The organism is Xanthomonas sp. Leaf148 (genome assembly GCF_001423585.1).
Taxonomy (GTDB): Bacteria; Pseudomonadota; Gammaproteobacteria; order Xanthomonadales; family Xanthomonadaceae; genus Xanthomonas.
On sequence record NZ_LMOP01000009.1, the window covers coordinates 273,483 to 293,042 of the forward strand.

General features: G+C 66.1%; 15 protein-coding genes and 1 other RNA gene. 12 read left to right on the forward strand and 4 right to left on the reverse strand.

The window, feature by feature from the left end:
* The first annotated feature begins 203 nt into the window (after positions 1-203).
* The 10 genes from ribH to ASF90_RS13450 all read left to right on the forward strand — a co-directional run bounded on the left by ribH (position 204) and on the right by ASF90_RS13450 (position 13,689).
* The gene (gene ribH, locus ASF90_RS13405) at positions 204-668 is read left to right on the forward strand and encodes a 6,7-dimethyl-8-ribityllumazine synthase (protein WP_055850871.1); all 465 of its coding nucleotides are present in this window, start codon (positions 204-206) and stop codon (positions 666-668) included.
* Positions 665-1,147 carry a transcription antitermination factor NusB gene (gene nusB, locus ASF90_RS13410; RefSeq protein ID WP_055850874.1) on the forward strand — a complete coding sequence of 161 codons (483 nt, stop codon included), beginning with the start codon at positions 665-667 and terminating at the stop codon, positions 1,145-1,147. The genes ribH and nusB overlap by 4 nt, the downstream gene beginning before the upstream one ends.
* Before the next feature lie 135 nt (positions 1,148-1,282).
* On the forward strand, positions 1,283-2,257 hold the full coding sequence (thiL, locus tag ASF90_RS13415) for a thiamine-phosphate kinase (RefSeq protein WP_055850877.1): 975 nt from the start codon (positions 1,283-1,285) through the stop codon (positions 2,255-2,257).
* Positions 2,258-2,846: 589 nt separating this feature from the next.
* Positions 2,847-4,427, forward strand: a complete 1,581-nt coding sequence (locus tag ASF90_RS13420) for a CocE/NonD family hydrolase (RefSeq protein WP_055850880.1) — start codon at positions 2,847-2,849, stop codon at positions 4,425-4,427.
* Between the two features lie 1,182 nt (positions 4,428-5,609).
* Positions 5,610-5,702, forward strand: a complete 93-nt coding sequence (locus tag ASF90_RS13425) for a potassium-transporting ATPase subunit F (RefSeq protein ID WP_006452907.1) — start codon at positions 5,610-5,612, stop codon at positions 5,700-5,702.
* A gap of 15 nt (positions 5,703-5,717) precedes the next feature.
* The gene (gene kdpA, locus ASF90_RS13430) at positions 5,718-7,532 is read left to right on the forward strand and encodes a potassium-transporting ATPase subunit KdpA (protein ID WP_055850883.1); all 1,815 of its coding nucleotides are present in this window, start codon (positions 5,718-5,720) and stop codon (positions 7,530-7,532) included.
* A gap of 8 nt (positions 7,533-7,540) precedes the next feature.
* Complete coding sequence (gene kdpB / locus ASF90_RS13435) at positions 7,541-9,589, forward strand: potassium-transporting ATPase subunit KdpB (protein ID WP_055851428.1); 2,049 nt, start codon at positions 7,541-7,543, stop codon at positions 9,587-9,589.
* 3 nt (positions 9,590-9,592) lie between these two features.
* Complete coding sequence (kdpC, locus tag ASF90_RS13440) at positions 9,593-10,246, forward strand: potassium-transporting ATPase subunit KdpC (protein WP_055850886.1); 654 nt, start codon at positions 9,593-9,595, stop codon at positions 10,244-10,246.
* A gap of 76 nt (positions 10,247-10,322) precedes the next feature.
* Entirely contained in the window at positions 10,323-12,983 is a 2,661-nt protein-coding gene (locus tag ASF90_RS13445) for a sensor histidine kinase KdpD (RefSeq protein ID WP_055850889.1), read from the forward strand.
* On the forward strand, positions 12,973-13,689 hold the full coding sequence (locus tag ASF90_RS13450; protein ID WP_055850891.1) for a response regulator transcription factor: 717 nt from the start codon (positions 12,973-12,975) through the stop codon (positions 13,687-13,689). Before ASF90_RS13445 ends, ASF90_RS13450 begins: the two co-directional genes overlap by 11 nt.
* A 13-nt stretch (positions 13,690-13,702) precedes the next feature.
* Here the strand turns inward: ASF90_RS13450 and ASF90_RS13455 are convergent, their stop codons facing one another.
* Genes ASF90_RS13455 through ASF90_RS13470 form a run of 4 tightly spaced genes read right to left on the reverse strand, consistent with a single transcriptional unit; the run spans position 13,703 to position 17,756 of the window.
* Positions 13,703-15,088 carry an FAD-linked oxidase C-terminal domain-containing protein gene (locus tag ASF90_RS13455; protein WP_055850894.1) on the reverse strand — a complete coding sequence of 462 codons (1,386 nt, stop codon included), beginning with the start codon at positions 15,086-15,088 and terminating at the stop codon, positions 13,703-13,705.
* On the reverse strand, positions 15,085-15,624 hold the full coding sequence (locus tag ASF90_RS13460; protein ID WP_055850897.1) for a metal-dependent hydrolase: 540 nt from the start codon (positions 15,622-15,624) through the stop codon (positions 15,085-15,087). The genes ASF90_RS13455 and ASF90_RS13460 overlap by 4 nt, the downstream gene beginning before the upstream one ends.
* Before the next feature lie 29 nt (positions 15,625-15,653).
* Positions 15,654-16,022 carry a YraN family protein gene (locus ASF90_RS13465; protein ID WP_055850899.1) on the reverse strand — a complete coding sequence of 123 codons (369 nt, stop codon included), beginning with the start codon at positions 16,020-16,022 and terminating at the stop codon, positions 15,654-15,656.
* A 3-nt stretch (positions 16,023-16,025) separates the two neighbouring features.
* Positions 16,026-17,756: a penicillin-binding protein activator gene (locus tag ASF90_RS13470; RefSeq protein WP_055850901.1), complete on the reverse strand. Its 1,731-nt coding sequence runs from the start codon at positions 17,754-17,756 to the stop codon at positions 16,026-16,028.
* An 82-nt stretch (positions 17,757-17,838) separates the two neighbouring features.
* On the opposite strand from ASF90_RS13470, the gene rsmI reads away from it, so the two are divergent.
* On the forward strand, positions 17,839-18,660 hold the full coding sequence (gene rsmI, locus ASF90_RS13475; RefSeq protein WP_055850904.1) for a 16S rRNA (cytidine(1402)-2'-O)-methyltransferase: 822 nt from the start codon (positions 17,839-17,841) through the stop codon (positions 18,658-18,660).
* A gap of 143 nt (positions 18,661-18,803) precedes the next feature.
* Positions 18,804-19,156: RNase P RNA component class A (gene rnpB, locus ASF90_RS14355), an RNA gene on the forward strand.
* Positions 19,157-19,560 lie beyond the last annotated feature (404 nt).

Sequence of the window (19,560 nt, forward strand, 5' to 3'; positions counted from 1 at the left end):
GGGCGTCGAAGGAGCGGGTGGCGGTGATGTCGCCCGTGGCCCGTAGACAACCGCATGCCGCTGGCACAACGCGCTGCAGCTGGTGCACCAGGGCGTCCAGGACGCCCGGCAGTGTCTGCTTCGGCAGACCGCTGCCTCACATGTCGGCCGGGCCTGGGCCCGGCAGCTGTTAAACTCCTTGCCCCCTCGAGTTGCCGACCCGCATGACCCACTACGAAGGCGATCTTCGCCCCACCACCGCGCGCTTTGCGATCATCGCAAGCCGCTGGAATGCCCGTATCACCGACGTGCTGGTTGCCGGTGCACGCCAGAGCCTGGCCGGCAACGGCGTCGGCGAGGACGCCATCGACGTGATCCGCGTGCCGGGCGCCTGGGAAATTCCGATCGCTGCCAACCGCGTGGCGCAGTCCGGCCAGCACGGCGCGATCATCGCGCTGGGCTGCGTGATCCGTGGCGATACCCGCCACTACGAACATGTGGCCGACCTGTGTGCCGAAGGCCTGATGAGCGTGCAATTGCAGACCGGCGTGCCGGTGCTCAATGGCGTGCTGGCGGTCGAGCGGGTGGAAGATGCCGAGGCGCGTGCCGGCGGCAGCCATGGCAACAAGGGCGAGGAATGCGCGCTTGCCGCACTGGAACTGGTGAATTTGATGGAGTTGTTGCCATGAGCAAGTCCGGTGGACATGCCCGCCACGGCCGTCGCGACGGTATCGACCCGGTGCTGCGCTCGCGCGCGCGCCGCCGCGCCTTGCAGGCGGTGTATGCCTGGCAGATCTCGGGTGGTTTCGCCAAGCAGGTGATCGGCCAGTTTGCGCATGAGCAGGCGCACGAAGTGGCCGACCTGGCGTACTTCGAAAGCCTGGTGGAAGGCGTGCTCACCCATCGCGCCGAGCTGGATACTGCGTTGACGCCGTATCTGGATCGCGGCGTGGAAGAGGTCGATGCGATCGAGCGTGCGGTGCTGCGTCTGGCCGCCTTTGAACTGCTGCATCGGCAGGACGTGCCATACCGCGTGGTGATCAACGAAGCGATCGAAACCGCCAAGCGCTTCGGCTCCGAACACGGCCACACCTACGTCAACGGCGTGCTGGATCGCGCTGCGGTGGAGTGGCGCAAGGTCGAGTCGGGCGGCGTCAGCGGCGCCTGAGCCGCGGGAATCGGGAGTCGGGAATGGGGAATCGTGAAGAGCCCCACTGCTCGCGACCACCCGCCGCATTTGCGATTCTCCATTCTCCATTCTCCATTCTCCATTCCCGATTCCCGATTCCCGATTCCCGTTGCCATGCCCGAATTCGATCTGATTGCGCGTCTGCGCACGCGCATCGCCGCGCGTGCCGATGTGCCGCTGGGCATCGGCGACGACGCGGCGTTGCTGCAGCCGCCGGCCGGCGAGCAGTTGGCCATCACTGCCGACACGCTCAATGCCGGTGTGCATTTTCCGCACGAAACGCTGCCCGACGATCTGGGCTGGAAGACGCTGGCGGTCAACCTGTCCGACCTTGCCGCGATGGGCGCACAGCCGCGCTGGTGCACCTTGTCGCTGTCCTTGCCGCACGATGATCTGGCGTGGGTGGACGCATTTGCCGATGGATTCTTCGCGCTTGCCGATGCGCATGGCATCGCGTTGGTCGGCGGCGACACCACGCGCGGGCCGTTGTCGTGCGCGGTCACCGCGATCGGCAGCGTGCCGCCGGGGGCTGCGCTGCGTCGCGATGGCGCGCGGGTGGGCGATGACGTGTGGGTGACCGGCCAGCTGGGCGAAGCGGCGGCGGCGTTGTCGCTGTGGCAGGCCGGCGCGTTGGATGTCACGCGTGTGGCAGCGGATCCATTGCATGAAGCATGGCGCAGCCGTTTGCTGCGTCCGCAGCCGCGCGTGCAGGCAGGATTGCGGCTGCGTGGGCTTGCCCATGCCTGCGTGGATGTCTCCGACGGCCTGCTAGCGGATCTGGGCCATCTGTGCGAGCGCAGTGGTGTGGGCGCCCACCTGACGTTGACTGACTTGCCGCAGATGCCGTGCAGCGATGGAATCAGCGCGTTGCAGTGCATCGGCTGGCAATTGGGCGGCGGCGACGACTACGAACTGTGTTTTACCGCTGCCCCACAGCACCGTGATGCGGTGCTGCAGGCAATGGCATTTGCCGGCGTGGCTGCCACGCGCATCGGCCAGATCGTTGCCGCACCAGGCGTGGTGGTGCACGACGCCGACGGCCATCCCTGGCAACCGCCACAGCGTGGGTATCAGCACTTCGTCGGTTGAGGGAGTGGCGGCTGGTGCTGCTGCGCTGACGGGTCACGAAAGCTAGCGCTGGGCGGTGTGTCAGTTGTGGCGGTGCCAGCCGGGCGATGCGCATCGGCGAGCGTGGTAGGGCGCGTCTCCGAACTGCCTGCGTTGCCGAGCGCGGTGCTGCGGGGCGACGTTCTAGGTCTCACCCGTCCTGCCGATGTGTTTCGCGAAGACAAAACGGCCACGCGATATCGCGCTGGTTGCAGCACGGCTATGCCTCTGAAAAATTCGGTCGCAGTGGCGCCATGAGGGCGTGTGTCGAGTGGGGCGGTTGTGTCGGCGGCTCGGCGGCTCAACGCCCGTGCTTCATTACCGGCATCAAATTCGTGCCTCCCGCCTCCCGCCTCCCGCCTCCCGCCTCTCGAGTCCCGAGTCCCAATCCCCAATCCCCAATCCCCAATCCCCAATCCCCAATCCCCAATCCCCAATCCCCAATCCCCAATCCCCGCCTTGAACCCATACCGTACCGTCTGGTACGTTCGCCGGGTTCTCCCCCGAACCACGGATGCATGGCAGTTGCCGCTGGGCTATCCCGGCCCGGCTTTGCGTGGGAGAGAGCAGCATGAACAAGGTTTGGATCCGTGGCATCGCCGCGGTGGCGTTGCTGGTGTCGTCGGCATCGGCCGCGGCAGGCGCCTTCAGCAAGACCTACGAGCGCATCCCCGGCTGGGATGGCACGCCGATGGGGGCGCTGGTGCTGGTGCCGCAGGGGCAGGGAAGCGGGCCGTTTCCGCTGATCGTGATGCCGGCCAGTTGGTCGTTGCCCAATCTGGAATATCTGGGCCGCGCCACTCAGCTGGCCAGCGATGGCTATGTCGTCGTCAGCTACACCTCGCGCGGGTTCTGGGATTCGGCCGGGCAGATCGACATCGCCGGGCCGGACACCGTAGAAGACGTCAGTGCGGTCATCGATTGGGCGCTGGCGCATACGCCGGCCAACCCGAATGCGATCGGCGCGTCCGGCATCTCCTATGGCGCGGGCATCAGCCTGCTGGCCGCCGAGCGCGACCCGCGCATCAAGGCAGTGGCTGCGCTCAGTGGCTGGGCCGATCTGGAGGCCTCGCTGTATTCCAATCGCACCGTCAGCCAGCAAGGTGTTGGGCTGCTGGTCGGCGCTGGCGCATTGACCGGACGTGCTGGCCCGGATCTGGCGCAGATCGGTACGAAAGTGGCGCAGGGCGATTTCGATGGTGCGGTGCAGGGCTTCCTGCCGCAGGCGGCCTCGCGCAGCCCGGTCACCGACGTGGCCGCGCTCAACGCGCGCGGCACCGCAGTGCTGCTGGGCAATGCCTTCAACGATGGCTTGTTCCCGCCGAATCAAACCATCGCCTTCTTCAATCAGCTGCGCGGGCCCAAGCAACTGCTGCTGAGCCAGGGCGATCACGCCACCACAGAACTGCCCGGCGCCTTGGGCCTGCCCAACCAGGTTTACACCGCCGCCACGCGTTGGTTCGATCGCCACCTCAAGCAAGTGCGCAATGGCGTGGATGCCGAAGCGCCGGTGCGGCTATCGCCGCGCGCCGGGCAATGGCTGACGTATCCGGATTGGGCATCGGTGCAGCAAGGCACCACGCGCCTGGGTCTGTCTGCACCGGCCGGGCTGCTCAGCCCCACCGGCGGATTGATCGCTGGCACGGCCAGCGGATGGCAATCGCGCATTGCCACCGACGTGCCGACCCTGGCCGACTCTGGCGTGGTGCTGGTCAGCGGCCTGTTGCAAGGCATCGGCTTGCCGGTGACCACCTCGATTCCGCTGGTCACGCGTGTTGGCGCGGCGGTATGGGTTGGGTCGCCGGCTAGCGGTGTGCGTCAGCTGGCGGGCAGTCCGTCGTTACGCATCACGGTGGTGCCCACGCAATCGAAGGTGAGCCTGTTTGCGTATCTGTACCGCATGGACGCGTTGGGCATTGCCTCGTTGATCACGCATGCGCCTTACTCGCTGCGCGATGCAACGCCCGGCCGCGCGGTAACCCTGGACTGGTCGCTGCAGGCCGCCGCCACCGAAATCCCCGCAGGGCAGCGATTGGTGTTGGTCATCGATACCCGCGATACGCGCTACACCGATGCAAGCGATGGCGGCGGCTTGGTGACGTTTACCTCGCCGGTGGCAACGCCATCGGTGTTGAACGTACCGCTGCGGTAAGGCGTCAGGGCAATACCGAGCCCTCGTTTGCTCACATCAGCGGTGGATGATTGCCATGACCTGTGTTCGCCTTGCCATTGCACTTGCGTGGCTGCTGTGCAGATTGCGAACAAATGGGATTTTCTCTTTGGCCTTGTTGCGGCATGGATGCCGCTAGGGAGCCTCGAGTCATCGGTTGATGGTGTATTTCGCTAACGGGTAGGGCAACGCGTCCTGCGATCACACTGGCTTGGGTTTTCAGATGCTGCCAAAGTGCGCTCGCACCTCTGCATGTCGTTGCGTTCGATGAGCGACGGCGAGAAGCCGGTGATCTGTGCGGTCGCTGCAGGGCCCTTGCCCGCCCACCATCACGGGACACGCCGCAAGTACGTCCTTGTAGGCTCTTACGCGGCATCCATGCCGCGTGAGGTCCCGCGACGGTGGGCGGGCAAGGGCCATTCGAGAATGTCGGTATGCGTGGTTAAAAGCAGGGCATCGTTTGCGTGCGGTGCTGTGGCGAGCAGATGAGTTTCTACTCCTCGCTTTTTTATGGGAAGAGCCCACATATAAAAATAATGTACTCACGTACAGCAATCGTGTCGTTACGTCTGTAGCTGAGTCGTCAGCCGCATCAGCTCAATCAACCCCACAACGTCATCTATCTGCGCCACTGCGTGTCGCCGTTCCATCCGCACGCAACCAACTCGACAGGCGCACTGTCCTGGCCGGTTCCGGGACCGTGTGGCGGCATGGATGCCGCCACCGAGCCTCCACGGACGGATTCACGGCGTGTCCCGGAACCGGCCAGGGCAGTGCGCCCTCGACCAATCGCCTCGACCAATCGCCGCTCAAGCACCCACCCTCAGCCAAACCAACCAATCGCCCGCATCCAAGCCGTAACCGCACACAGGCGAGCAAACAATCCAGGCACCGAGCAACCACCGCGCGGCCGCTTTTATGCAGAATTTACGCGGTGCCCATGGCATGTCCATAGCGACTTTACGCAGCTCGGGACGAGACTGCGCGCAGTGGCGGAGCGGTTCCGCCGTGGACGACCCTGATGCATCCCTTGACCTGTCTGCTCCATCGGCGCTGCGCGCGCGGTGCGGCAGCGCCTTGCCTTGTTGTCATGCAGCTGCCGCATGCGCCCGCGCGCAGCGCAGCGGCCTTGCGCCCTTGTGCGCGTCACGGGGAGTAGCCGACATGCCTGCCTGGTTGTCCCTGCTGTGCGGCGTGGCCGTACTCGTTGCCGCGGCTTACCTGTTGTACGTGGTGCTGCGGCCCGAAGACTTCTGATGCGAGTGCGCTCCAATGAGTGAAACCTTTCTTGTTTATGCGCTGGCCATCGTGCTGGCGTGGCCCCTGGGTCGTTATCTGGCGGCGGTGATGCGTGGTGCGCCGATGCGTGGCGATGCGCTGTTCGGCTGGATCGAACGGCCGTTGTACGCATTGCTCGGCACCCGCCCGCAGCAGGGCATGTCGTGGCGCGGCTACACCATCGCGTTTCTGCTCAGCAACCTGGTGGTCGGGCTGCTGACCTTGGGCGTGTTCATGACCCAGGCGTGGCTGCCGTTCAATCCGGATGGCATTCCCAACATGCGCTGGGATACCGCGCTGCACACCATGGTGTCGTTCCTCACCAATACCAATCAGCAGCATTACTCCGGCCAGGCGCAGCTGTCGTACCTGGCGCAGATGACCGGCATCGTCGGCCTGCAGGTGGTGACGCCGATGATGGGTCTGGCGTTGGCGGTAGCAACCTTGCGCGCGTTGTTCGGTGGGCGCGCCGTCGCACGCGTGTCCGATGGCGCGTTGGCAGCGGACGCGACAGCGAGCGCCCGGCCAGGAATGACCGAGCAGGACGACCCGCAGACGGCGTTGGCGCGCCATGCAGGGCAGCAGCCAACGTCAGGCGCAGAGGCGCTGCCCGAGGCCGATGTCGGCAACTACTGGGCCGACGTCATCCGTGCCAGCGTGCGCGTGCTGTTGCCGCTGTCTCTGGTGTGGGCCATGTTGCTCGGCTGGCAAGGCGTGCCATCCACGCTGCAAGGCGCTGCTACGGCCGCACCGCTGGACAGCAGCGCCGGCATGACCACGCAGACCATTCCGGTGGGACCGGTGGCGGCGATGGTGGCGGTCAAGCAGCTCGGCACCAACGGCGGTGGCTGGTATGGCCCCAATAGTTCGGTGGCATTGGAAAACCCCACGCCGTTGAGCAACGTGCTGGAAACCCTGGCACTGGTGCTGCTGCCGATGAGCGTGGTGTTCATGGTCGGCTATCTGACCGGGCGCAAGCGACTCACGGCCTTGGTGTTCGGCACCATGTTGACGATGTCGGCTGCATCCACGGCCTTGTTGATGTGGTCCGAAGCGCATTCGGCCAGTGCCGCCTCGCCGGCCTTGATGGAAGGCAAGGAAGTACGCATCGGCGCCGATGCTTCCGCGCTCTGGGCGGCGTTGACCACGCAGACGTCCAATGGCTCGGTCAATGCAATGCACGATTCGCTGGCGCCGCTGAGTGGTCTGGTCACGTTGGTGGATATGCTGATCAACGCCATCTGGGGCGGCATCGGCTGTGGCCTGCAGCAATTTGTGGTGTACCTGTTATTGAGCGTGTTTCTGGCCGGTTTGATGACTGGGCGCACGCCCGAATTGTTCGGCCGCAAGATCGAAGCGCGCGAAGTGCAGTTGCTGGCACTGCTGATTTTGTTGCAGCCGCTGGTGGTGCTGGGCTTTACCGCGGTGGCACTGGCGGTGCCGGCATTGACCGGCAATTCCAATCCGGGCTTCCACGGCATCAGCCAGGTGTTCTATGAGTACACCTCGGCTTTCGCCAACAACGGCTCGGGTTTTGAAGGGCTGGGCGATGCCACGTATTGGTGGAATCTGAGTTGCTCGGTGGTGCTGGCCCTGGGCCGCTACCCGGCCTTGATCCTGCCGTTGATGGTGGCTGCACGCATGGCGGTAAAGCGGCGCGCGCCCGAATCGGCCGGCAGCCTGCAGGTGGAAACACCCACCTTTGCGCTGACCTTGATGGCGATCGTGCTCGTGCTGACCGTGCTGCAGTTCATGCCGGCACTGGTGCTGGGCCCCATCGCTGAACACCTCGCCCTGGCGGCGTCCTGAGAATGAGCATGTCTACGATCGATACAACTGAAAAACGCGAGCGCGGTGACGCAGCGTTGTTCGATGCTGCGGTGCTGATCGCAGCGATGCGTGCGGCCTTTATCAAGCTGTCGCCACGGCATCTGCTGCGTAGCCCGGTGATGGCGGTAGTGATGGGCGGCACGCTGCTGGCAGCGGTGATCACCGCCAGCGGCTATGGCAATGCCGGTTTTGGCTGGGCAGTGACGGTGATCTTGTTTGTCACCGTGTTGTTCGGCAATTTTGCCGAAGCCATTGCCGAAGCGCGTGGCCGTGGGCAGGCGGCATCGTTGCGCCGTGCGCGCAAGGACCTGATCGCGCGTCGCGTCGAAACCGCATTGGGTGGGCGCGAAACCCGCGTGCCGGCGGCCGAGCTGCGTCCAGGCGATTACGTGATGGTGTCCGAAGGCGAATTCGTCCCGGCCGATGGCGAGATCGTGCGCGGCCTTGCCACCATCAACGAAGCGGCGGTGACCGGCGAATCGGCACCGGTGCTGCGCGAAGCCGGCACCGATCGCAGTGGCGTAATCGGCGGCACACGGGTGCTGTCCGACGAGATCGTATTCAAGGTCACGGCCGAACCCGGCCACAGCTTTCTGGATCGCATGATCGCGCTGGTGGAAGGCGCCAATCGGCAGAAGACGCCGAATGAAATCGCGCTGACGTTGTTGCTGGCCGCAATGACGCTGACCTTCCTGATCGTGGTGGCGTCGTTGCCGGCGATCGCGGGCTTTGTCGGTGTCACGCTGGACCCGCTGCTGCTGATCGCATTGCTGGTGTGCCTGATCCCGACCACCATCGGCGGCCTGTTGCCGGCGATCGGCATTGCCGGCATGAATCGCGCGTTGTCGGCCAATGTGCTGGCTAAATCCGGCAAGGCGGTGGAAGTGGCTGGCGACGTGGATGTGCTGCTGCTCGACAAGACCGGCACCATCACCTACGGCGACCGCCAGGCCACCGCATTTCATCCGTTGGCCGGTATCGACCGTGCGCAGTTGCGCGATGCCGCGATGCTGGCCTCGCTGGCCGACCCCACGCCGGAGGGCAAGTCCATCGTCAAGCTCGCGCGCCAACAAGGTGCCGTGGCTGTCGAACCGGAAGCCGCGCATTTCATCGCTTTCACCGCGCAAACGCGCATGTCGGGTGTCGATCTGGCTGGTCGCGCGATTCGTAAAGGTGCCGGCGATGCCATCGTGGCGTATGTGCAGGCACAGGGCGCCACGGTGTCGCCGGAGTTGAACGGGCGTATCGAAGAAGTGGCACGCGGCGGCGCCACACCGCTGGTGGTCGCCGAAGGCCGGCATGTGCTCGGTGTGGTCGAATTGAGCGACGTGGTCAAGCAGGGCATCAAGGAAAAGTTTGCGCAGTTGCGTGCGATGGGCATCAAGACGGTGATGATCACCGGCGACAACCCGCTCACCGCTGCCGCCATTGCCGCAGAAGCTGGCGTGGACGATTACATCGCGCAAGCGCGCCCGGAAGACAAGCTGGCACGCATCCGCGCCGAGCAAGCAGGCGGGCGGCTAGTTGCAATGGTGGGCGACGGCACCAACGATGCTCCAGCGCTGGCGCAAGCCGACGTGGGCCTGGCGATGAACTCTGGCACGCAGGCGGCCAAGGAAGCCGGCAACATGGTCGATCTGGATTCGGATCCGGCCAAGCTGTTGGCGGTGGTCGAAGTGGGCAAGCAGCAGTTGATCACGCGCGGTGCGTTGACCACCTTCTCGTTGGCCAACGACGTGTCGAAGTATTTCGCGATTTTGCCGGCGTTGTTTGCGGCAGCGATTCCCTCAATGGCCGCACTCAACGTGATGCAGCTGTCCAGCCCGCGGCATGCCGTGCTGGCGGCGCTGATCTTCAATGCGCTGATCATTCCGGCGTTGATTCCGCTGGCCTTGCGTGGCGTGCGGTTTCGTCCGTCCAGCGCCACCGCCTTGTTGCGCCGGAACATGCTGATCTACGGGCTGGGCGGCATCGTGCTGCCGTTTGCCGCCATCAAACTGATCGATCTGGCGCTTGTCGCCGCCCTGGGTGCCTGAGCCATGACCACGTCTTCCGCCAATCATTATTCCACTGCGTTGCCGTTGCGCGACGACGGTGCATTACGCGCCTCGGTGATCCTCGCGCTGTTCATCCTGTTCGGCTTGGGCCTGGCGTATTCGCTGATCGCCACCGGCATCACTGGCGCGTTGTTTCCGGCCCAGGCGCACGGCTCGTTGCTGCGCCAGGACACGCGCGTGGTCGGCTCGGCCTTGGTCGCGCAGCCATTCACTGCTGCGCGCTATTTCCAGCCGCGTCCATCGGCCGCCAAGTACGACCTCACTGCGGCGGCCGGTAGCAATCAGGCGCGCTCCAATCCTGACCTGCAGGCACGTATCGCCGCCACGCGCACGGAGGTCGCCGCACGCGACGGGATTGCACCGGATGCGGTTCCGAGCGAGTTGTTGACCCAATCCGGCAGCGGCCTGGACCCGCATCTGAGCCCGGCGGGCGCGCAGGTGCAGGTACGCCGCGTCGCCGCCGCACGCGGCTGGCCAGAGCAACGCGTCGCCGCACTGCTGCAAAGCGCCACCGAAGCGCCACAGTTCGGTCTGCTTGGCCAGCCACGGGTGAATGTGCTGGCGTTGAATCTTGCGTTGGATCAGGCTGGGAATGGAGAAACGGGAATAGAGAATGGGGTGAAGCAAAAGCGCTAAGCGCATCAGGCCACTGTAGGCTTTGCGATTCCCGATTCCCGATTCCCGATTCCCGATTCCCGATTCCCCATTCCCGATGATTGACGCCCGCACCCAACAAGCCGACGCGCTGATCGGCGAACTGCAACGCGAACACGGCGGGCGCCTGACGGTGTTTTTGGGCGCGGCACCCGGCGTGGGCAAGACCTACGCCATGCTGTCGCGGGCGCGCGAGCGCTTGCGGCAGGGTATGGACGTAGTGGCCGGCATTGTGGAGACCCACGGGCGTAGCGAAACCGCTGCGTTGCTGGACGGTTTGCCGCTGCTGCCGCGCACACGCGTGAGCTACCAGGGCCGCACGCTGGAAGAACTCGATCTGGATGCGCTGCTGGCGCGCAAACCGCGCCTGGCTCTGATCGACGAGCTGGCCCATCGCAACGTGCCCGGCAGCCGTCACGAGCGGCGATGGCAGGACATCGTCGAACTGCTCGATGCCGGCATCGATGTCTACACCACGGTCAACATCCAGCATCTGGAAAGCCTCAACGACATCGTGCTGCGCATCACTGGCGTGCGCGTGTCCGAAACGGTGCCGGACGCGGTGTTCGATCGTCTGCGCGACATCGTGCTGGTGGATCTGCCGCCACGCGAACTGATCGAGCGCCTGCAGCAGGGCAAGGTCTATCTGCCCGAACAGGCGACGCAGGCCTTGCAGGCGTTTTTTTCGCCATCCAATTTGACCGCGCTGCGCGAACTGGCGATGCAGACCGCCGCCGACCGCGTCGACAGCGATCTGCGCGATACCCAGGCCGCGCGTGGGTTGCCCGGTACCGCCGCACTGCGCCGCCGTGTGGTGGTGGCCATCGATGGGCGTGGCAGCTCGGAGTATCTGGTGCGGGTGGCGCGGCGATTGTCCGAACGCCGCGATGCACCGTGGACGGTGGTGACCGTGCAAACGCGCACCGTGGCCGATGCCGGCTGGCAGTTGGAGATCGACCGCGCCTTCGCACTGACGCGTCGCCTGGGTGGCGACACCGCGTTGCTGCATGGCGCCAATGTCGCCGAGGCCTTGCTGGATTTCGCATCGCAAAACGGCGTGTCGACCCTGGTGCTCGGGCGTACCCGCGAGCGCCCATTGGCGCGCATGTTCAACCGCACCTTGACCCAGCAATTGCTGCAACGTGGCGCGCATTACGAACTGGTCATCGTCAGCTCCGCCGATGCGCGTGCACGCGCGCGTCAGCGCTGGCGCAATCCACGCCATTGGCTGCAAGGCTACGACCTGGCCTTCGCCGCCATCGCCGCCGCCGGTGCGGTGGCTGTGGCGTGGCTGTTGCAGCGCTGGACCGATATCGACGATCTGTCGATGGTGTTTATCGTCGCTGTGGTGCTGGTCGCGTCGCGCACCCGCATGGCCGCTGCGGTGATCGCGGCATTGCTGAGTTTTGTCGCCTACAACTTCTTCTTCATCGAACCGCGCTTCACCTTGCACATCAGTGCGCGTCAGGGCGTGGTGACGGTGTGTCTGTTCCTGATTGCCGCACTGGTCGCCGGGCGCCTGGCCTCGCGGCTGCGTAGCCAGGTGTTGGCGCTGCGTGCGGCCAATGCGCATGCCAACGCGCTGCAGGCGCTGGGCCGCCAGCTCAGCACGGCCGCCGATCTCGGCCAGGTGTTGGAAGCCGGCCGCCGTGCATTGACCACCGCACTGGATGCCGAGGTCTGGCTGCGCCTGGAGCAACGCGAAAGCGATGCACCGGCCAGCTTCGGCGCACTCGACCGCAGCGCGGCGGAGTGGACGCAGCGGCATGGGCAACCTGCGGGCCGCTTCACCGATACGCTGGCCGGTGCGCAATGGTGGTGCCTGCCGGTACGCCACGAGCGCGGCAGCCTGGGTGTGGCGGCGCTGCGCTTCCGGCAGGCCTTGCAGCGTCCTGGCCTGGAGCAACGTCGGCTGGCCGAAGCGATGGTGGACGACATCGGCCAGGCCGCGCTGCGCACGCGGCTGGTCGCCGATCTGGAAGGCGCACGCGTGAGCGGCGAAACCGAACGCCTGCGCTCGGCATTGCTGTCGTCGGTCTCGCACGACCTGCGCTCGCCGCTGGCCTCGATGATCGGCTCGGCCAGCAGCCTGGCCAGTTATGGCGATGCAATGGATGCGCAGGATCGCCATGCCTTGCTCGACACCATCCAGCTCGAAGGCGAGCGGCTGGATCGCTATATCCAGAACCTGCTCGACATGACCAAGCTCGGCCACACCGGGCTGACCTTGAATCGCGACTGGATCGGCGTGGACGAGTTGATCGGCTCGGCCACACGCCGCCTGCAGCGCTACCAACCGGATGTGCGCCTACAACTGGACCTGGCCGCCGACCTTCCGGCGATCTGGGTGCACCCGGCGCTGGTGGAACAGGCCATCTTCAACGTGCTGGAGAATGCAGCGAAGTTTTCGCCACCCGGCATGGCCGTTACCGTGCAGGCGCAGCTGCGTAGCGGCGCCTTGCAGATCGATATTGGCGACCAGGGGCCGGGCATTCCCGAAGACGAGCGCGCGCGCATCTTCGACATGTTTTACAGCGTCGAACGCGGCGACCGCGGCCGTCACGGCACCGGCCTGGGGCTGACCATCTGCCAGGGCATGATCGGCGCGCACGGTGGCAGCGTCGAGGCGTTGGCCGGCGCGCATGGTCACGGCACCACGATCCGCATTACGCTGCCGCTGCTCGTTCCTGCCGCGCCACCTCGCCCCGATGCCGACTGATACCACTGCCATCCCGCCCGCCCGCGTGCTGATCGTCGACGACGAGCCGCAAATCCGTCGTTTTCTCGATATCAGCCTGCGCGCGCAGGGCTACCGCGTGCTGCAGGCCGGCACCGGCGAAGAGGGGCTTGCACTGCTGGCCGGGCAGGGTGCCGAACTGGTGGTGCTGGATATCGGCCTGCCCGACCGCGATGGCCATGAAGTGCTGCGCGAGATCCGCCAGTGGTCCAACGTGCCGGTGATCATGCTCACCGTGCGCGCCGGCGAAACCGAAAAGGTCGCCGCACTGGATGCCGGCGCCAACGACTACGTCACCAAACCGTTCGGCGTGCAGGAACTGATGGCGCGCATCCGCTCGCTGTTGCGTCAGGCCGGTGCCGGCAACACGGTGGAAGAAAGCGTGTTCGACGATGGCCGCCTGCACATCCATCTGGGCCTGCGCGAAGTCACCCTCAATGGCGAAGCCATCCCGTTGAGTCGCAAGGAATACGCCTTGCTCGCGCTGCTGCTGAAACATGCCGGCCGCGTGGTGACGCAACCGCAATTGCTGCGCGAAGTGTGGGGCCCTACGCACGAAGAGGACACCCACTACCTGCGCATCCTGGTTGGCAAGCTACGTCAGAAACTGCACGACGACGCTGCCGACCCGCATTACATCGTCACCGAACCGGGCGTGGGGCTGCGCTTTATCGGTGTGACGCGTTGAAGCAATACCCGCACTAGGCCGGCGGCAGTACCTTGCCCGGATTCAAGATCCCATCCGGGTCCAGCGCGGCCTTGATCGCGCGCATCGCTGCCAGCGTGGGTGCGCTGAAGGCCTGGGTCATGAAATCGCGCTTGGCCACGCCAATACCGTGCTCGCCGGAGAGCGTGCCTTCCAGCGACAGCACCAGTGCGAAGACGCGCGGTAATGCCGCATGCGCGCGCGCGTTCTCATCGGCATCGTCCGGGTCGTACATGATGTTGACGTGCAGGTTGCCGTTGCCGGCATGGCCGAAGGCGACGATCGGCAGCGCGAATTCCGCCGCCAGCGCTTCCACGCCTGCAACCAGCTCCGGGATGCGCGACACCGGCACCACCACGTCTTCGTTGATCTTGCCGGGCTTGATGGTGCGCAATGCGGGCGACAACGCACGGCGTGCCGCCCACAGTTTGTCGCGCGCGCTGCCATCGGCGGCGATGTCCAGGCTGAGCACGCCATCGCCATCGGCGGCATCGTGCAAGGCCTGCAATGCGTAAGGCAGCGTGTCGTGATCGCCATCGGCTTCGATCAACAACATCGCGCCAGCCTCGGGCACGTCGCTGCCATTGCGGCGCAGTAACGCGATCGCACTGGCATCCATGAATTCCAGCATGGTCGGCGTGGTGGGTTGCGCCATCAGCCGCGACACCGCGGCCGCAGCGCTGGCGGCATCGCGGTACAACGCGCGCAGCCCGGCTTGCGCAACTGCGCGCGGGGTCAGCTTCAAGGTCGCTTCGACGATGATCGCCAGTGTGCCTTCGCTGCCAACCAGTAAATGGGTGAGGTCGTAGCCGGTGGAATTTTTGGTGTACGCACCGCCGCAGCGAATGACATCGCCGGTGCCGGTCACCGCCACCAGACCGAGCACGTTGTCGCGGGTGGCGCCGTATTTCACCGCGCGGGGACCACCGGCGTTGGTGGATAGATTTCCGCCGATGCTGCAGATTTCCGCGCTGGACGGATCCGGCGGCCAGAACAAACCATGCGGCTGCAAGGCTTGCTGCAGATCGCCATTGAGCACGCCCGGCTGCACCACGGCGCAGCGGTCTTCCGGGCGCAATGCCACGATGCGATTCATGCGCGCCATCGATATCACCACGCCTCCGGAAAACGGGACCGCCGCGCCGGTGGTGCCGGTGCCCGCGCCGCGCGCCACGATCGGCACGCCATGCCCGCGGCATGCCTGCACGATCGCCACCACGTCGTCGGTATCGCGCGGCAGCGCCACTGCAGCGGGCAATGCCCAGCGACGCGAATCGTCTTCGCCATAACGGCGGCGCGCATCGTCGGCAGTCAACCAGCCATCGGATCCAAGCTGCGCGGCCAACAGCTCGGCTAGCGCGGTGGGAAGTACATCGGTCATTGCGGGTGATCCTGTGGTGCCGCGCGCTGGATACATCTGAATCCCAGCGCTGCGACGGTGAGCGGCAGCCAGACCCAACGCAGCTCGGAGAGCAGCGTGTTCAAGCCGCGCGCATTGAAAAACCCGTTGGCGAACGGCGAGACGCGAATCGGCCGCCACGGCGCGAACCAGCGCGTTTCGCTCCACGGCCAGGCCAACGCCACGCCGAGCCCGCCGGAGGTCATCGCATCCAGAATCGGGTGCGATGCGGTGCAGACAAACAGCCACACCGCTGCCTGCACGACATCCGCACGCAGGCTGCGATGTGCCACCGCGCCTAGCACTGCGATGACGCTGGCGAACAATAACGAATGGCTGGCACCGCGGTGACCAAACGCATCGGCATACGGAACGTGCAACGCAAACGCCAGCACATCCGCATCGGGCAGCATCGCCGCCACGATGCCGGCACCGAGCAAACGCGGCGAAATGCGTCCGCGTTCACTGGCATACCAAAGTGCCAGCGGCACTGCGGCGTGGGTCATGATGGTTGGCATCGAACGTCGTTAGTCGCGCTTCTGAAGCATCAGCAATCGTCGGCGCGGAAGGCGTCGCGGATCCAGTGCAGCACCGGCGGTTCGCCGCTGGCTTCGACTACGTCGAAGCGACATGGCAGCGCTGCCAGTGCAGGGTGAGAGACAAGAAACAACTGCGCCGCCAGTACCAGCTTGCGGCGTTTGCGCACATCCACCGAAGCCGCGCCGCCGCCGAAGCGGGCGTCACGGCGGTAACGCACTTCGACAAACACCAGCGCCGGTCCGTCGCGCATCACCAGATCCAGTTCGCCGCCGCGGTAGTTGGCATTGCTCACCACCAGGCGCAAGCCGGCCTGCTCCAGCATCACGCGTGCGGCTACTTCCACTGCCGCACCGCGTTGCTGGCGCGCTGCCGGCATGACTTAGCGGCCGTCGGCGATCGGCACCGGGCGGCCACCGTTGAAGGTGGACCATGCCGGCGTGCGCAGCACATTGCCGAAGCCGTCCAGATGCAAGGTGCCGGTGGCGCCGCGCAGGCCGCCGTCGGTGCCGGTGGCGAGCTTTTCCAGATATGCGCTGATCTTCCAGGCGTCGTAGCCGAACGCGAACAGACGTGCGGCCGGGCCGCGTGCGCTGGGCAGGGTGCTGGCGACCTGGCTGGCCGCCGGCAGGCCGGAGACGCCGAGTGCAGTCCAGGTTTCGCTGGGGTAGATGATGCCGTCCAGTGCCAGGTCGTCTTCGACCTTGCCGGTGCCGGCCACCAGCTGCGAGGTGCCTACGCGCGACTTGCCGGCAAACCCGCTCAAGGCCAGCTGCGGCGCCAGCGCACGCGCGGTGTTGCCGCGCACTGCCAGGAACACCGCATCGGCAGTGCCGTAGTTGCGCAGCTGCGCACCGATGTCGCCCGGTGCATCGGCCACGCTGATGCTGCCGGCGACCTTGCCGCCGCGCTCGGTGAAGCGGTCGCGGAAGGCCTTGATGGTGCGCTTGCCGTTGTCGTCGCCGGTGCCCACGATCAGCACGTTGCGGCGTTCGCGCGAGAGCAGGTATTCGGCGGCCATGATGCCGTCGTCTTCCGGTGCCAGCGAGAAGCCTGCGCTGCCAGCGGGCGGCGCCTTGTTGTCGGTGGGGCGGTTGAGCGCCAGCACCGGCACGGCGAGCTGGCCGCGTGCGAACAACGCGCTGACTTCGTCGCGACCCAGCGGGCCGACCACGTAATCGACACCGGCGCCCACGGCTTTGTCGTAGGCGGCATTGGCACCGGCGGCGGTGCCGGCGGTGTCGAAGAACTGCACCTCCGGGCGGCGGCGGGTTTCGGCGTAGTAGCCAGCCAACAGCCCATCACGCACCGGCGCGGCGGCGGTGGCCAGATTGCCGGTGAGCGGCAGCAGCACTGCCAGTTTGACCGGCGGGCGGTAACCGTCGCGCTCGGCCGGCGGACGCTTGCTGGTGTCGAAGCCCCATTGCGCATCGCGATCGAATGCGCGCGGCAACGCCAGGCCGCGGCTGATCAACGCGCGGCCGGCAAAGTTGTATAGCGGGTCGCCGGCCGGTAGCGCGGCGGTGCGGCCTTTGAGCGTGGCATCGTCCAGCGCCGCCAGCAGACGCACGATGGCGCGCTGGTTGTCGCTGCGCGGCGTGCCGGTCAGGCTGGCATCGGCGCGTGCCCGGTCGGCAGCGGCGGCAAACAGGTCGCCGGTGGCTTCCAGTGCGGCGGCGCGTGCCACCAGCCAGCGCGTCTGCAGCGGCTGGGTCAGCCCCTGCGGGCTGTCGCCCAGCGCTTGCAGCGCCTGCTCGGCCTGCTTGTCGATCACCGCCAGCTCGCCGGTGAGCAGCCCGAAGCGTGCGCGCTCTTCGCCGCTCAGATGGCGCGCGTTGACCTGCGCCAGCAGCGTACGTGCGCGGGCGTCATCGCCAGCGTCGTGCCAGCCGAATGCGGCCGCGGCCAGCAGACGGCTGCGTTGCGCACCGCTGGCACCGGCGGCTTCGGCTTCCAGCTGCTGCGCGGCTTCGCGCGGCTTGCCCTGGTCCAGCAACGCCAGCGCCGCGCTCTGCGTCGGCGAGGCAGTCTGGGTGACGCTGCTGGTGGCGCAACCGGCCGCCAGCATGACCAGCAACGACAGGGCGGAGATCCTTGCAACACGCTTGTTCATTTCAGATCCATTGGACAGGGGCCGCCAGGGCGGTCCGTTGAAAACCGCTACGATTCTACCCTTTGCCCCCGGAAGACCGCTGATGATGTCCCCTGGAACCCTGCACGTGGTCGCCACGCCGATCGGTAACCTGGCCGACCTGTCGCCGCGCGCGCAGGAGGTGTTGCGTGGCGTGGCCGCGATCTGCGCCGAAGACACTCGCCACACCCGCCAATTGCTCAGCCATTTCGGCATCGACCGCCCGCTGTTGGCCCTGCACGACCACAACGAAGAAGCCATGTCCGAACGCATCGTGGCGCGCCTGCGCGAGGGCGAGTCGCTGGCCATCGTCAGCGACGCCGGCACCCCGCTGGTCAGCGACCCCGGCTTCAAGCTGGTGCGCGCCGCCCGCGCCGCCGGCATCAAGGTCAGCCCGGTGCCGGGCGCCTGCGCGGCGATTGCCGCGCTCAGCGTGGCCGGTCTGCCCAGCGACCGCTTCAGCTTCGAGGGGTTTTTGCCGGCCAAGAGCGCTGCGCGCCGGGAGCGCCTGGCGCACCTGGCCGGCGAGACCCGCACCCTGGTGTTTTACGAATCCTCGCACCGCATCGTCGACTCGCTGGCCGACCTGCGCTTCGCCTTTGGCGACGACCGCCCGGCGGTGATCGCCCGCGAGCTGACCAAACTGTTCGAAACCGTGCTCGACGGCAGCCTGGCCGAGTTGCAGGCCAAGGTCGAAGCCGACGACAACCAGCGCAAGGGCGAGTTCGTGGTGATGGTGCAGGGCGCCGCCGACGCCGCCGAAGGCCAACTCGCCGAAGGCCGCCGCGTCTACGCCAAACTCGCCGAGCACCTGCCGCCGTCCACCGCCGCCAAGCTCGCCGCCGAGCTGACCGGTGCGCCGCGCAAGGCGTTGTATGGCGGCTAGGGTGGTCGTCGCGAGCGCACTGTGATCGGCGATGACGCTTTTTCGGTAAGGCTGTCGCGCCCGGGTGCGCTCCTACGGTCGATGGCAGGTTGGAAACGCTGCGCCGTTCTGGCTTGTGGCGATAGCGTAGAATGCGCCCCGGCGGAGTCGGCCAGACAGTCGCGTCACTCGCAAGAGTGCCGAGGAAAGTCCGGGCTCCATAGGGCAAGGTGCCAGGTAACGCCTGGGCGGCGCAAGCCGACGGAAAGTGCAACAGAGAGATACCGCCGAACGGTCTCGCAAGAGGCGCGTGGTAAGGGTGAAATGGTGCGGTAAGAGCGCACCGCGAGTCCGGTAACGGACCGGCACGGCAAACCCCACCTGGAGCAAGACCAAATAGGGATCCATTGGCGTGGCCCGCGCTGGATCCGGGTAGGTTGCTTGAGCGCTGCGGTGACGTAGCGCCTAGACGAATGACTGTCCACGACAGAACCCGGCTTATCGGCCGGCTCCGCCGCCTCTTTTGGGCGTAGGCCCAAAAAAGGCGCCCACGCTTCGTACCGCCTGCGGCGGTACAAAACGCGGGTCCCGCTCCGTGGCATACCAGAACCCCGCGGCTATCGCCGCGCCCCCTTGACTCAAGGGGGCTTGCAGTTAGGTGGTTGGTCGAGGCGCTTGCGCGATGCGCTCGCTTGCCCCAATTGCGGAATGATTAGTCGAATGAGTGGTTGAATGGCGCGTCCAGCGATTTGATGGGCATGCCAGAACCTCGCGGCTGTGTCGCTGCCTTCTTTGGGCGTTCGCCCCAAGAAGGCACCCACGCTTCGTACCGCCTGCGGCAGTACAAAACGCGGGCCCCGCTCCGGGCATGCCAGAACCCCGCGGCTGTGTCGCTGCCTTCTTTGGGCGTTCGCCCCAAGC